We start from the raw sequence: 13,385 nt of genomic DNA on the forward strand, positions 1-13,385 counted from the left end.
TTTGAAATTACCCAAAAAAATCAGGATCATCAGCGAGGCCAACACCGCTCCGGAGGCCGCCTCGTGCTCCAGCGAATGCACCGCATCGAGAATCGTGTCTTCCTGGCTGAACAGGGTGTCAACTTTCTCTCCGGGACTGAGTCCGGTCACTTCATGAACTGATTTCTTGATCCCCTGGATGACCTGCAGCGTATTGGCGCCGGTCTGCTTGAAAATCGGGATATAGACCGCCGGCTTGCCGTTGATCAGCACCAGGTTGTATTGAATCTCGGCTGCCTGTTCGGCTTGCCCCAACTCGCCGAATGGCACGGGGGCACGTCCGGGCCCGGTTACGACTGGAACTTTATCGATACTTTCCGGCGTGGGTGCCTCGGCATTGGCGTAGATGTAATAATCCTTGTCGCCAATCTTTGCGTCCCCCGCCGGCAGGATCTGGTTGGTGGCGTTGATCGCGCGCACCACCGACATCGGAGTCAAGCCCAAGGCTTGTACATTTTGGCCATGGATGTAGGCCATGATCTGGCGAATTTTGCCACCGAAGGGATAGGGCACCGAGGCGCCCTGCACCGTCGCCATGAAATTGCGCACGTTGTAGCGCGCTTGGTTCTGCAATTCGGTCTGTCCGTAGGGCCCCGCCACCGTCACCAGGATTACCGGCACCGAGGAGGATGCGTTGTACTTCAAGACCAGCGGCGGCAACGTCCCGGGCGGCATCAATCCCAGATCCCCCATCGCCAACGTGGCCAGATTGGCTGACGCCGCGTCCATGTTCACGTCGGATTGAAAGTAGACCGTAACCAGGCTTACCCCAGGTAGTGAGCGCGACTCGATGTGCTCGATCCCGCTGCCCAACGTGAAGAACCGCTCGTAGCGGCTCGTGATGTCCTGCTCCATCGACAACGGAGCGAAACCTGGATAAAAGGTCGCCACCACCGCCGCCTTGATGTGTAGACGCGGGAATACATCCACCGGCATCCGAGCGAACGCGGTCACCCCGAGCAGAACGACCAACAGCGCACCGACGATGATAATGTACGGATTACGCAGCGAAAAACCTGGCATTACCTACTCCCATCACATTGGAAAGGCGCCACGCGACGATCTCAGATTGGCAGACTACCGACGGACCGGCGCGCGGCCACATTTCGCACCGCTGGTCGGCCAAAAGGCCGACCAGCGGCAAGCTACGGGCGCATCGGCTCTAACCGATTGCCGCTCAAGCCAGACGTTAGGGAGAGTACTTCAGTTGGGTTCTGCCCCGGACGGGGCCAATCTGCGATAACTCAGAAGGATTCGACGTACAAATGGATCCGTGGCGTCTTGGCCACGCGACGAAGCAAAAGGATCAAGCGCGAACGGCGCAACCGGGTCCTTGGGCGACAGCAACTCAGGCATGGCCAGAGTCGGGCTCTGGTCTGGTGCCGCGTCGCAGGGGACATCGGGTTGGTTGTGCCCACGACCAAAAAAATTGCTCGGTGCGCAATGTACTCCGGTGTCGCGATAGGTCAGCAGTCGCACGGGCCGCGCGATCAAAATCAACAAGGCAAAGAAGCTAGCCTCGAATAGCGCTCTCATCAGGCTATGGTTACGCATCGCTTCTTTCGTCAATTAATCGGTCATCCCCGCGACCGTGCCGCATCGCCATAGTTGACGCTATCAGGCGGGTAAAAATTCACTGTTGCCGCCTTCACCTAACATGCCTCACACCGCCGCAGCTTGATCGAGCCATTTCGGACGAACCAAGCACCGCGCGCACATAGACCCTCTTCCAGTGCGCGCCGGCTACCGTCCCTTGTAGCCTTCAAGCTGGCCAAGGTCAAGGTATCGGGACGAAGGTGGCCATCAAACTCGCCTAAAGCATATTATGGACAAGCAAGAGCGCATGGCTCATTAGCTGCAGTGTCTTCCGGTAGATCGACAACGATTAAGCGCGCAGCGGCTCGCGCAGACCCATCCTTTCCAGGCGTGGCAGCACTTCTTGCACGAAGAACGGCAATTCGTCGGTATAATTGACGAAACTGAAGGCGAAACCGGCGAAACCCGCATCAGCCAATTTCTTCAACTCGCCCGCCACATGGTCGGGATCGCCCACCGCCAGCATCCCGCCGTAACCGGCCGCAAAGCGGGTCCGAATCGCCTGCGCCGTTTCCGCGGTCAAAGCGCGTGAGTTTCCTGGTGTAAAGGAGACGCGAAACATGCCATCGATAGCCGCCTCGTCGGCGTTTTCGCGCGCGAAGTAATGAAAATAGTCGTCAGCTTCTTGCTGCGTCGGGCGGCAAACTACCGATCCCGAGGTAAAGACCTGCACGCTGTGCCCGTGCTCCGCAGCGATTTGCTGGGCCTGCGCAATTCGCTCGCGCGCCTTGTCCAGAAAGTAGGGTTGATCGAAGAGCAGGTCCGAATTGCGCGCAGCAAACAGCCGGCCGGTATCCGAACTGCCAGCATTCATCATCACCGGCCGCTTGCCGCCCCAAGGCAGCGGCGCCCCGATGACGTTGCGCAGGTGGTAATAGCGGCCATCGTAATCGAACGGCCCCTCCCCGGCCCAGATCCGTCGCACGATATCCCACCATTCCTGGCCTCGCACATAGCGGTCTTCGTGCGAGTCCTGGCGAGTACCGAACATATCGAACTCATCCTGATTCCATCCGCATACGATGTTGAGTCCGAAGCGGCCACGTCCGATATGGTCGGCCGTGACCATCTGCTTGGCCGCCAGTACCGGATGAAAGATAGGCACATGCACGGTGCCGAACACCGTCAATCGGCGGGTACAAGCCAGTAGGCCGCAAGCCCAGGTAATGGTCTCGAAAGTTCGCCCTTCGAAATCAGTTTTGCCCCCGTACCCTTTCCAGCGCCCGATGGGGACCATGCATTCGATTCCCGCCTCGTCGCACATCAAAGCTAGCCGGCGGTTACCCTCCCAACTATTCGGCCAGCGCTCCGGCACCGTGGTCGCGGCACGTCCGCCCGAGCAGTTGGAGCCGAACACCGCCAACTTGAATTTATTGCCGCCCAGAATCGTTGGATTGCGCTGACTCTCGCCTGGCCCCATAGTCATCCCTCCCGAAACAACTTGCCTTCCTGGCTCATCTCGATTCTTTTCCTGCAGCCGCGCTTCCATGCTAAGAGAGGCAGTGGCGACTGCTAAAGGCCCATCATTGCGAAAAGGGAACACTATGAAAACTGTCGGCGAGTTTGGCACTGGTTGGGGCGAGCATGACCGGCGCACCATGTTCAAGCGCAGCGAAGAGGATCTGATCGGCACCGCGCGCGGTCATTTGATGATTCCCTGCTTTCGTCCCTTCGATTTTCTAACCGCACCCAACCAACCGTTGACTTTTCTAAGCAGTGCCTCCAGCCGAGTCAGCGTCGAAGCGCTGCGCGGCACTCAATCCTGTTTTCACCGCAATGTCGATTTCGACAGCTTGTTCTTTCAATGGGCGGGCGAGACTCATTATGAAACCGAATTCGGCCTGTGCTCCACCACACCAGGCACGCTGACTCTAATTCCCAGCGGCATCGCCCATCGCGCCACCGGCTCGGGCGACTGCTTGCGGATGGCGGTGGCACTGAGTGAACCGCTGGAAGTACTGGTTGGCGAGGATCGGCATATCGGTCGCACCGAATACCGCGTCAACTGGGAAAACGGGCCGCAATGGCCATTGCCTAAAAGCGATCAGCCGCGCGCGGGCAAGGTCATCGAAAGCCTGCACACCTGGGATGATGGACCCGGCGAGCAGACCTTGATCGAACGCGACTACGGACGCCTGGTAGGCTCCGCCGGCGAGGGGCGTCGCATACAAAATCTACGCCTTTTTGACATCTTTACCGAGATCACGGGAGTGCGCGGGCCCGGCCCGGTATCGATGCGCAATTCGCGCTTTTTTGTCGAATGCTACAACACCACCGGGGCTCAGTTTATGTTCCATCGCGGCAATCGCAGCGAAGAATTTCAGTTCCAATTCGCCGGCACTGCCGACAACATCTCGGAGTTCGGCCGCGACCTTATGGAACCGGGCGATCTGGCGATCGTGCGGCGCGGCATTTCCCATCGTGTAATTGGCAGTCCCAATTTTCGCCGGTTCAATCTCTATAGCCACGATCCCTGGAAGCTGCTGATCGATCCCGCCCATCCGGCGCGCAAAACCCGCTTCCAGGTCCAGGAGACCGTGATCGAAGCCGCGCCCTGGCGCAGCGCCATCCAAGCGCCGTAAGTGGGAGCTGGAATAAATGGAAGCTGGTGTCGACGATTTGCTTCCCCGCCTCTCGCTCGCCGAGCGGGATCGGCGCTATATGCGGGTGCGCGCGGCGATGGCTATCGCCGGCCTCGATCTCCTCATCGCTCCTGCCAGTACGTCGCGCTGGGAGCAGACCATGGCGGACTCACGCTACCTAACCTCAATTGGTGGTTTCGGCACCGAGAGCTTGACCATCTTCCCGCGCGATGGCGAGGTCGTCGCCTATGTCTTCAACCGCGCCGCCTTCTGGCGTCGGGCCCAGGACTGGGTCACCGACGTCCGTGACGGCCACAATCGCTGGGCCGACAACATCCGCGAACGCTTGAACGAACTGGGCTTGGAGCGCGGCCGAATCGGAATCGCTGGCTTGGACGGCCTGACCCGCTCCCCCGATGGAGTAGTGCCCAACGGCACCTTGCGCCGACTGAGCGCTGCCATGCCAGCGTTGGAAATCGTCGATGCCACCGAATTGATGAGTCAGGCGCGCGCCATTAAAAGCCCCGAGGAAATCGGGCTGATTCGACGCGCGACCGAAATCGCCGAAGCGATGGCGGCCTCGCTGCGCGAATTGCGACCTGGCGCCAGCGAACGCACCGCTTATGCCGGCTTGGTCCAAAATCTGGTCAGCCTGGGCGGCGAGCTGCCGGCTATGATCATCGTGGGCAGCGGTCCTGAAATCACCAGCGGCAATTTCGTTCCTACCTCGCGCCAGTTACAAGCCGGAGATCTGATCGTTGGCGAGATGGAGGGGCGCTATGCTGGCTATTCGGGCCAGATCGTCCGCCCCGCCACGCTCGGCCCACCGCGGTCCGCCTATAGCGATCTGTTCGCCATCGCGCGCGCCTGCTTCGAAGCGGTGCTCCAAACGCTGAAGGCGGGCGTAAGCCTGCGCGAGGTGATGGCGGTCTACGACCGTACGATCGCACGTGAGGGCGGCGGCCACCTCACTCCCGCTTATCCATTAATGCATGCGCGAGGATTGGGTGACGAATATCCCGCGGTACTCACACCACGCGACCTCGATCGCCTGGGCAACGTGCATCTACAGGCCGGGATGGTCTTCGTACTCAAGCCGCGCGCCGGCCGCCCAGGCGGTGGCAGTGCTCAGGTCGGCGACACCGTGGTCGTTGGCGAGCGCGGCGGATACCGCTTAGGCCACCAGCCCCTGGAATTGATCGAGGTACCATGGCCAACACGCTGAACCACGCAATCCTTGGGTTGACTGCGGCGAGGGACTGGCTGGGAAGCACACCGTTTTGGGCAATACCCGCGCGGGCGCCGTCACCGGCAGTCATTCCGAGCCAGGGCGAGCCTCGCGAGCGCGCCCGCGAGGCGTCTCAGCGGTGGCTGGAACGCTCAGGCGCAGCGGATTTGTCGAAGGCGGTCGCTAGCGCTGCGGCCACTATTTCAGGATGACACCCGCGAGGGTCGACCAGTCGGGTGGTGTCCGCGGTCACCGGCACAAGCCTGCGCTACCGAACAACCGAAACAGCAACGGCACAAACGCCAAGCGACGCCCGCTCACCTCAATCGCGTTTGAAGGGCAGCTTGAAAGCACGCTCGGGATCGGGCAGCAGGTTCATAAATTTGATCTCGGCAAAGTCGTCGCCGATCTCCAGCCCGAAGAAAGTAGCGTTGTCCACTCGCAGACGATGGAAATGCTGCAATTCCAGCCGCAAGTAATGGCACAAAATCGTGCGGATAATGTCGCCGTGAGATACCAGCAGAAGCCGCCGGCCGCCATAGGCCGCGATCGCGGCCTCCACAGCGGCTACCCCGCGACCCTGCACGTCGGCAATTGTCTCGCCCCCCGGCGTTCGGCTCTCTAGCGGCGCCCGCCGGTAGCCCACATAATGGGGATCCTGGATGAGCTGATGATAGGTCTTATTTTCCCAGGTGCCGTAGCGAACTTCTTCCAACCGTGGGTCGCTGAAAACTTGGCCGATGCCGACGCCGTCGGCAATGATTTGGGCGGACTGCCGTGCGCGCGCCAACGGGCTTGATAGGATTACCTCTGGCGCCAGGATGCGCGCCAACGGGACCGCGCGCTCGACCTGCTCGCGCCCGGCTTGGTCAAGGTCTACCGGCTGGCGACCCATCACCCGCCCCTCGCGATTCCAGGCGGTCTCGCCGTGCCGCATCAACAGCACGATTGTCGCAGGGCGCCCGCTTTCCTTGAGTTTGTCCGCCGCTCCGAACGGCCCCAGCGCCATTAACTCTGACTCAGCGCGCCGAGCGAATTTTACTTGCCGCCGAGCTGGGCGGCTTCTCCCGTCGCCACATGGCCGTTGGCTGACACTGCCGGCCCTTCCGCCAAGCCGCAAAAAGCCTCGTAGTCGATGAGCTTGGTCTGGGTCGGATGCTCGCCGCAGACCGGACATTCGGGATCCCGCCGTATCCGCATCAGCCGCACATAGTCGCGGTCCGACAGGGTATCGAAGTACACCATGGTCCCAATCAAGGGTTTGCCCACTCCCAAAATCAGCTTGATCGCCTCCAGTGCCTCGATCGAGCCCACCAGCCCCGGCAGCACGCCCAGCACCCCAGCCTCGGCGCACGACGGCGCCGCGCCCGGAGGTGGCGGCTCCGGGTACAGGCAGCGATAGCACGGACCACCCTGGGCAGGATGGAAGACCGTGGCGTTGCCCTCGAACTGGAAGATCGCGCCATCGACCAGCGGCTTTTTGGCGAACACGCAAGCATCGTTGATCAGGTAACGGGTGGGAAAATTATCGCTGCAATTGACCACCACGTCGTAGCCCGCCACGATTTCCATTACGTTCTCGGAACTCAGCCGCACGTCGTGGCGTACGACCTTGACTCCGGGATTGATCGCCGCGATCGATTTCTGCGCCGACTCCGTTTTTAGCATCCCGACCCGGTCGGTGCCGTGAATGATCTGGCGCTGGAGGTTAGACAGATCAACGACATCGAAATCCACGAACCCGATTGTGCCCACTCCGGCCGCCGCCAGATACAATCCTGCCGGCGAACCCAGCGCGCCGGCGCCCAGCAGCAAAACCTTGCTATCAAGCAACTTGGCCTGACCGGTCTCGCCTACCTCGGGGATGAGAAAATGGCGCGAGTAGCGAGTCAGCTCCTCGGCGCTGAACTGACGGTCGGCGACCCAGGGCTGGCCTTTGTCCTTCCAGGCGTTGAAGCCGCCGGTCAGATTGTAGAGCTTGCTGTAGCCCAGGTCCCGCAGGGCGCGCGCGGCATACAGCGAGCGGGTACCCGAAGCGCATTGCAGGATCACCGGAGTGTCGCGATTGGGCACCTTCTCCTCGATCCGCATCTCCAAAAACCCGCGCGGAATGAAAATCGCTTCGGGAATATGTCCCTGGCGCCACTCGTCGCTCTCGCGTACATCGATGATTACGGTGCCAGGCTGGCGGGCAAGCAGCTCCCGCGCCTCTTCCACCCCGATGTCGCGCACGCTGGCGCGCGCTTCATCTAACAGATTTTTCGCCGTTTTAGCCATTTGCTTTGCCTTGTGATAAAGCTTGACCGCCCTCAGCCTCCCAGCATCCGATGGGACTCCAGCAGCGAGCGGACGAAGTCGAGCACTTGCTGAGCGTGGCCGCGCGGATGCACCGCTTCGAAACATCGCCGCACTCGCAGCTCTCGATCAATGACGAAAGTGGCACGCTCGGCCACCTGCTCGCCCATCACGCCCAACCAGCGCGCCAATTTCCCTTCGCGATCAGATAGCAGAGGGAAGCGCAGGTCGTGGCGCTCGGCGAAGCGGCGATGGGACTGGACCGAATCGACGCTGACTCCCACCACCTCACAATCCAGGGCGCGGAACTCCTCGTACAGCTCGCGGAATTCCTTGCCCTCCACGGTACAGCCAGGCGTATCGTCAGCCGGATAGAAATAGAGTACCAGGTTTCGGCCAGCAAAACTGCCCAGTCGCACCTCTTCGCCGAACTGGTTGGGCAGCACCCAATCGGCCGGGAACTGATCGCCTATCTGCGGCCGCTCAGGGCGTGGCATGGGCTTCCGCCGACTGTTCAGCACGCCGCTTGGCGAACTTGATGGCGGCGTTGTCCACGTTGATCGAGCATAACGAGCCGCACATGGTACAGACGTTGGAACCCGCGGCTTCGCTTTCTTCTTTGTAGCGGCGCGCCTTATCGGGATCCATCGCCATGGCGTACATCCCCTCCCAGTTGAGCGCCTTGCGAAAGCGCGACATCTGGTCATTCCACAGCTTGGCCGCCCGCACACCCTTGACCAAATCGCCGGAGTGAGCCGCGATGCGGGTGGCGATCACACCCTCGCGCACGTCATCAATATCGGGCAAGCGCAGATGCTCGGCCGGGGTCACGTAGCACAGGAAATCGGTTCCCGCTGCCGAAGCAATCGCACCGCCAATTGCGCCCGTGATGTGGTCATAGCCGGGCGCCACGTCGCAGGTCAGCGGCCCCAGCACATAAAAAGGAGCGCCCGCGCAGATACGTTTTTCCAGCCGTACGTTGGCCTCGATCTGATCCAACGGCACATGGCCCGGTCCCTCAATCATCACCTGCACGCCGGCGGCGCGCGCGCGCTGAGTCAGCTCGCCCAGCACCAGCAGCTCGCCAATCTGGCCGCGATCGGTCGCATCTCCGGTGGCACCCGGGCGCAGGCCGTCGCCCAAGGAAATAGTCACGTCGTGTTCACGCAGAATTTCGCAGACCTTGTCAAAATATTCGTAAAGTGGATTTTCGCGCCCAGTCCGCTCGATCCAGGCTGCGGTCAAGGCGCCGCCGCGCGAGACTATCCCCTCGATCCGCTCATGTTGGCGCAAGCGATGGACGCTCTCGCGGGTCACCCCGCAATGCAGGGTCATGTAATCGACTCCCTGGCGCGCCTGCCGTTCGATAATCTCTAGGAAAAACTCCGCGTCCAGCTCCAGAATCGACCCTTCAGAGGCGACCTGGTAAATCGGCACCGTGCCCAACATCACCGGGCAGCGCGAGAGCAACTCTTGCCGGATCCGGTCCAGATCAGTCCCGGTGGAGAGGTCCATCACCGAGTCAGCTCCGTAACGGGTGGCCGTGTATAGCTTCTCGATCTCCTCTTCCAACAATTGATGGAAGTTAGAAGCGCCGATATTGGCATTGACCTTGGTGCGCAGCCCCTTTCCAATCCCAATCGCGCGAAATTCGTGATGATGATTGCGCGGGATAACCACTTCGCCGCTAGCCACCAGCTCGCGGATACCTTCGGCGGTCAACCCTTCGTCCTCTGCCACTTCAATCATCTGTTCGGTTATCTGGCCTTTGCGTGCCGCTTCCAATTGAGTCATCGCATGTTCCTCAAAATGACCTTAGCTGGCCACGGTTGTGGACTCCAGCCGCGCCCTCGCACGGTGCGGTCTACTCTGCTCGTCCCGCGGTTTTATTCGGCCGAATCCGTCGGCTTGTGGCGCGCGATCGCGACCACCTCCGGCACGCGCTGGCTTTGCCAGGGCTGGGGCTGGGCACGCCCGGTATAAGTCTTGAGTTCGGGGCGCACCGGGTTGAAGACCTCGCGCGCCTGCTCGTTGTACCAAGCCAGCATCTCATCCATGTTGCCCTCGCGGCCGGCCGTCGCTAGCACCTCGGAGCGATGCATCAAAGCTTCCTTGGTCTCGACGAAATCCCTGCGGTCAAAGCCCCAAATCCGAGGATGAACGTAGGTGTCCATTCGGATCGCGTCGCATGGGCAGGCTTCCACGCAAAGGCCGCAGTAGATACAGCGCAGAGTATCGATCTCATAGCGCACCGGAAACTTCTCGACGTTGGGATCGGGGTGTTCCCCGGCCTCGATATATATACATTGCGCCGGGCAGGCGGTCGCGCATAGATAGCAGGCCGTGCATCGCACCCCGCCATCGGGTCGCAAGGTCAGCCGATGGCTGCCGCGATAGACCTCTGAGTAGCGCTTGCGCTCAGCCGGATATTGCACCGTCAGGGCGGCCCGGCGGGTGCGCGCCAAGCCCATGGCGTGCGCCAGATGGAGGGCCAAGTTGCGCACAAAATGGTAATTGGTGATCATCAAGCCGCGGAGAAATTCGGGCAAATAAATCCGCTCCGCTAAGCTCATTTGCTGCGCTCGTTTCATCCGTCTCCGCCGCGTTTAGGCGCGCCATCAACGCGCGATCTCGTATAACAGACCTTCGAGGGCCACTATAGGCGTCGCCAAGAATCACAGTCAAGCTTGCATCCCGCAGCCGCCACCGCCACCATCAGGGGCGATGAAAAATTACCAACCAGGCCACTTTTTGCCGTTGCCCAAACGCTTTTTTACCTCTGGCCACGTCCCCCGATGAGCATCGCCGAAGCACCTGTGGCGACGCCCGCCCCCGCCCCCTCCGCTCCGCGCCATTCCCGCTATTCCAAGGAGGCCTTCATCGCCAGCTTTCTGGGATGGACTCTGGATGCGTTCGATTTTTTTGTCCTGATCTTCGTTCTACCCGCCGTCGCCCATGAGTTTCACCGCCCCATCAGCGATATCGCCTACACCATTACAATCACACTGATATTTCGTCCGCTGGGCGCTCTGCTCTTCGGCTGGCTGGCCGATATTTATGGCCGCCGCCTGCCCTTGCTGGCCGACGTAATCTTTTATTCGGTAGTCGAGGTGTTAAGCGGACTCGCCCCCTCCTATCGTACGTTCCTGCTCCTGCGCGCATTCTATGGTGTCGGCATGGGCGGCGAATGGGGCGTCGGAGCCTCGCTGGCGATGGAAGCGGTGCCGACCCATCGCCGCGGTTTCTTCTCGGGGCTGCTCCAGGAAGGCTATGCCTTGGGCTATCTGCTGGCCGCCGCCGCTTACTTTCTGATCTTTCCCGCCTTTGGCTGGCGGGCCCTGTTTTTTGCCGGCGGCCTGCCTGCCCTGCTCACCTTTTATATTCGCACCCGCGTACCTGAATCCGAGGCCTGGGAACGACATCGTCCCAATGCCCGTATGGTGGCCAGCGCAATTTGGTTCAATCTGTCGGCCTTTGCCTACCTTGCCGTGCTACTGACGGTGATGAATCTGCTCTCCCACGGCACCCAAGACCTGTATCCCACCTTTTTGGAGCGCGAACGCCAGTTGGGGGCCCACCTGGTGGCGGCAGTCGCTATCATCTACAACCTGGGCGCGATTTCGGGCGGATTGGTCTTCGGCGCGATCTCCGATCGGATGGGACGCAAGCGAACCATGATGGTCGCGGTGGCGATGGTCCTGTTCCTGGTGCCCCTGTGGATCTTTCCTCAGCGGCTGTGGCTCTTGGTGATCGGAGCCTTCCTGATGCAGTTCATGGTCCAAGGCGCTTGGGGCGTCATTCCCGCCCACTTGGTGGAATTGTCGCCGCCGGCGGTGCGCGGCCTGTTTCCAGGTCTGGCCTATCAGCTCGGCGTGCTGCTAGCCGCCAATTGCGCCTACACCGAGTCGCTGCTGGGAGCGCATCTGGGCTATGGCAACGCGCTCGCGCTGGTAGCGGGCAGCGCTGCCGTAATCGCAGTCTTCGTGGTGGGTCTGGGGCGCGAACAGGCCGGATTGGATTTGCATGCCTGAGGTGCGCCGTTGACGGTCTCCGGCGCGCTATCCTTTGACCTGGCTCCTGCGTAAGCGCGCGCTTTTATTACAGCGAACGCGAACTCGAACTTTCACAATCGCACGCATGTATAAACGGGCACAGTCGCTTTTTCGCCGCGCGCTTCAGGCTCGGAAAATTGTGGTAATGGTTGCGGCGGCAGTCGCGATCGCGCCTCTATGCGGCTGGGCCCAGAGCCAAACCAATTTCGCCGGGCCGGTGGCGATTCAGCCGCAGGAGTCGCCGCAAGCCGCGCTGCAGGTGGATCGGGTCGGCAACCAACCCGCCGCGGTCGATCTGTATAGCCACGGCGGCGGAACTTTGATGCGCTTTTTTGCCCCTGACCCGACCAAAGGGCAGGTCCTGCGCAGCTACATTAACGACAGCGGAGCATTCGAAACCAACGCCTGGATGGTGATCAGCGGAGCGCTGAGCAGCGACAGCTCTCCTACCCCCTGGGTCTTGTCGCCGACCAGCGACAGCTTCATGCTGGGCCTGTGGTCCGACGTGATGGGGCCAGCACTGGTGATTCGACCCACCCAGACCACCCCGTCTTCGCCTACCCTGGCTACCATGGACGGCTATGGCAACTACCGCTTCTCTATCCTCGATGACGGTTCGCTCAATTTCGCCGCCTCCGACTCCAATACCTTCACCTCAACCAACTGGGATACCGTGCTGCATCGGGTAGGCCCCGGACAACTGCGGGCCGAGGCCGAATTCTCGGCGACCTCGCTGGCCGACACTCCCAGCGTGGTCGATCTGGTAAACGACTCCAACAGCACAATCAACGCCGCTATGGTCGTGAAGATCGACCCCGAGCACGACAACGCCATCGTGCCAGTCACTAGCCCCGACGATCCCGCTGTCGTCGGCGTCGCCCAGCAGACCATCGCTCCCGGCGCCGTGGGCCAGGTGTTGACGCGCGGCATCGGAAGAGTCGCGGTCACGGGCACCGTCCTGCGTGGTAGCATCCTGGTCAGCGCTGCTGCTGGCGTGGCCCGCGCGCTGACGCCGGGCGAATATCCCCCTCCCGGAGCGATCATCGGTAAAGCTTTGAATCTTTCCTCCACTCCCCAGGGCATGGTAACCGCGCTCATCCAGCAGTAACCCTTACTCCCCCCTTACTCCTGCGCCTTGGCCCGATGGCGTCCCTCGACCGGGGCGATTTTGCGCTTCCGTTTCGCATGCAAGCTGACTACATTGAGCCGTAGATTGCCGGCACATGAACCTTCGGCGTCGAGAGCGGCAGGAGGACGCGGCCAATGCTGACCCAGGAACAGAACGAATACCTGACCCGGGTGGGGCCGGGCACGCCGTGCGGCGAGCTGATGCGCCGCTACTGGCATCCGATTTATCCCGAGGTCAAGTTGCGCGACAACCCGGTGGCCAAGGTACGCATCCTGTGCGAGGACCTGGTCCTGTTCCGTGATCGTAGCGGGCGATTGGGGCTAATCCAGGAAAATTGCCCCCACCGTCTGACCAGCTTCGCCTGCGGTATCCCCGAGGTCGAGGGCATCCGATGCTGCTACCATGGCTGGCTGTTCGACACCCAGGGGCGCTGCCTGGAGATGCCGCTGGAACCGCCCAACAGC

At 61.3% G+C, this 13,385-nt stretch carries 13 protein-coding genes; 5 read left to right on the forward strand and 8 right to left on the reverse strand.

Translation table 11 applies throughout. The features are described from left to right. The 3 genes from VKV28_00745 to VKV28_00755 all read right to left on the reverse strand — a co-directional run. Positions 1-1,062 (reverse strand): efflux RND transporter permease subunit (locus tag VKV28_00745; protein HLH75306.1); only part of this gene is annotated, 1,062 nt, incomplete at its 3' end. Positions 1,063-1,242: 180 nt separating this feature from the next. After that, positions 1,243-1,593 carry a hypothetical protein gene (locus VKV28_00750; GenBank protein HLH75307.1) on the reverse strand — a complete coding sequence of 117 codons (351 nt, stop codon included), beginning with the start codon at positions 1,591-1,593 and terminating at the stop codon, positions 1,243-1,245. Between the two features lie 331 nt (positions 1,594-1,924). Beyond that, complete coding sequence (locus tag VKV28_00755) at positions 1,925-3,055, reverse strand: LLM class flavin-dependent oxidoreductase (protein HLH75308.1); 1,131 nt, start codon at positions 3,053-3,055, stop codon at positions 1,925-1,927. A gap of 124 nt (positions 3,056-3,179) precedes the next feature. Between VKV28_00755 and VKV28_00760 the strand changes: the two genes are divergently transcribed. Then, entirely contained in the window at positions 3,180-4,217 is a 1,038-nt protein-coding gene (locus VKV28_00760) for a hypothetical protein (GenBank protein ID HLH75309.1), read from the forward strand. 16 nt (positions 4,218-4,233) lie between these two features. Beyond that, the gene (locus tag VKV28_00765; protein HLH75310.1) at positions 4,234-5,442 is read left to right on the forward strand and encodes a Xaa-Pro peptidase family protein; all 1,209 of its coding nucleotides are present in this window, start codon (positions 4,234-4,236) and stop codon (positions 5,440-5,442) included. Between the two features lie 325 nt (positions 5,443-5,767). Here the strand turns inward: VKV28_00765 and VKV28_00770 are convergent, their stop codons facing one another. The 5 genes from VKV28_00770 to VKV28_00790 all read right to left on the reverse strand — a co-directional run bounded on the left by VKV28_00770 (position 5,768) and on the right by VKV28_00790 (position 10,313). Further along, a complete protein-coding gene (locus VKV28_00770; GenBank protein HLH75311.1) occupies positions 5,768-6,454 on the reverse strand; it encodes a histidine phosphatase family protein in 687 nt (228 codons plus the stop codon). Positions 6,455-6,483: 29 nt separating this feature from the next. After that, the gene (gene moeB, locus VKV28_00775; protein ID HLH75312.1) at positions 6,484-7,722 is read right to left on the reverse strand and encodes a molybdopterin-synthase adenylyltransferase MoeB; all 1,239 of its coding nucleotides are present in this window, start codon (positions 7,720-7,722) and stop codon (positions 6,484-6,486) included. Positions 7,723-7,754: 32 nt separating this feature from the next. Then, positions 7,755-8,237, reverse strand: coding sequence for a peroxiredoxin (locus tag VKV28_00780; GenBank protein HLH75313.1), 483 nt, complete (start codon positions 8,235-8,237; stop codon positions 7,755-7,757). Beyond that, positions 8,224-9,534 (reverse strand): phosphomethylpyrimidine synthase ThiC, encoded by a 1,311-nt coding sequence (gene thiC, locus VKV28_00785; GenBank protein ID HLH75314.1) that lies wholly within the window; start codon positions 9,532-9,534, stop codon positions 8,224-8,226. Before thiC ends, VKV28_00780 begins: the two co-directional genes overlap by 14 nt. A 92-nt stretch (positions 9,535-9,626) precedes the next feature. Beyond that, on the reverse strand, positions 9,627-10,313 hold the full coding sequence (locus VKV28_00790; GenBank protein HLH75315.1) for an NADH-quinone oxidoreductase subunit I: 687 nt from the start codon (positions 10,311-10,313) through the stop codon (positions 9,627-9,629). Positions 10,314-10,535: 222 nt separating this feature from the next. Here VKV28_00790 and VKV28_00795 point away from each other — a divergent pair, with 222 nt between their 5' ends. From VKV28_00795 to VKV28_00805, 3 genes are all read left to right on the forward strand, one after another. Further along, on the forward strand, positions 10,536-11,771 hold the full coding sequence (locus VKV28_00795) for an MFS transporter (protein HLH75316.1): 1,236 nt from the start codon (positions 10,536-10,538) through the stop codon (positions 11,769-11,771). Positions 11,772-11,937: 166 nt separating this feature from the next. Next, positions 11,938-12,900, forward strand: coding sequence for a hypothetical protein (locus VKV28_00800; protein HLH75317.1), 963 nt, complete (start codon positions 11,938-11,940; stop codon positions 12,898-12,900). 155 nt (positions 12,901-13,055) lie between these two features. Next, positions 13,056-13,385 (forward strand): Rieske 2Fe-2S domain-containing protein (locus tag VKV28_00805; GenBank protein ID HLH75318.1); only part of this gene is annotated, 330 nt, incomplete at its 3' end.

It is taken from the genome of Candidatus Binataceae bacterium (assembly GCA_035294265.1).
Classification (GTDB): Bacteria; Desulfobacterota; Binatia; order Binatales; family Binataceae; genus DATGLK01.

Bases quoted from the DNA above. Each gene is read 5' to 3' on its own strand.
- VKV28_00790 (HLH75315.1), bottom strand. From the start codon at position 10,313: ATGAGCTTAGCGGAGCGGATTTATTTGCCCGAATTTCTCCGCGGCTTG.
- VKV28_00800 (HLH75317.1), top strand. From the start codon at position 11,938: ATGGTTGCGGCGGCAGTCGCGATCGCGCCTCTATGCGGCTGGGCCCAG.
- moeB (HLH75312.1), bottom strand. From the start codon at position 7,722: ATGGCTAAAACGGCGAAAAATCTGTTAGATGAAGCGCGCGCCAGCGTG.
- VKV28_00780 (HLH75313.1), bottom strand. From the start codon at position 8,237: ATGCCACGCCCTGAGCGGCCGCAGATAGGCGATCAGTTCCCGGCCGAT.
- VKV28_00750 (HLH75307.1), bottom strand. From the start codon at position 1,593: ATGCGTAACCATAGCCTGATGAGAGCGCTATTCGAGGCTAGCTTCTTT.
- VKV28_00770 (HLH75311.1), bottom strand. From the start codon at position 6,454: ATGGCGCTGGGGCCGTTCGGAGCGGCGGACAAACTCAAGGAAAGCGGG.
- thiC (HLH75314.1), bottom strand. From the start codon at position 9,534: ATGACTCAATTGGAAGCGGCACGCAAAGGCCAGATAACCGAACAGATG.
- VKV28_00755 (HLH75308.1), bottom strand. From the start codon at position 3,055: ATGGGGCCAGGCGAGAGTCAGCGCAATCCAACGATTCTGGGCGGCAAT.
- VKV28_00765 (HLH75310.1), top strand. From the start codon at position 4,234: ATGGAAGCTGGTGTCGACGATTTGCTTCCCCGCCTCTCGCTCGCCGAG.
- VKV28_00795 (HLH75316.1), top strand. From the start codon at position 10,536: ATGAGCATCGCCGAAGCACCTGTGGCGACGCCCGCCCCCGCCCCCTCC.
- VKV28_00760 (HLH75309.1), top strand. From the start codon at position 3,180: ATGAAAACTGTCGGCGAGTTTGGCACTGGTTGGGGCGAGCATGACCGG.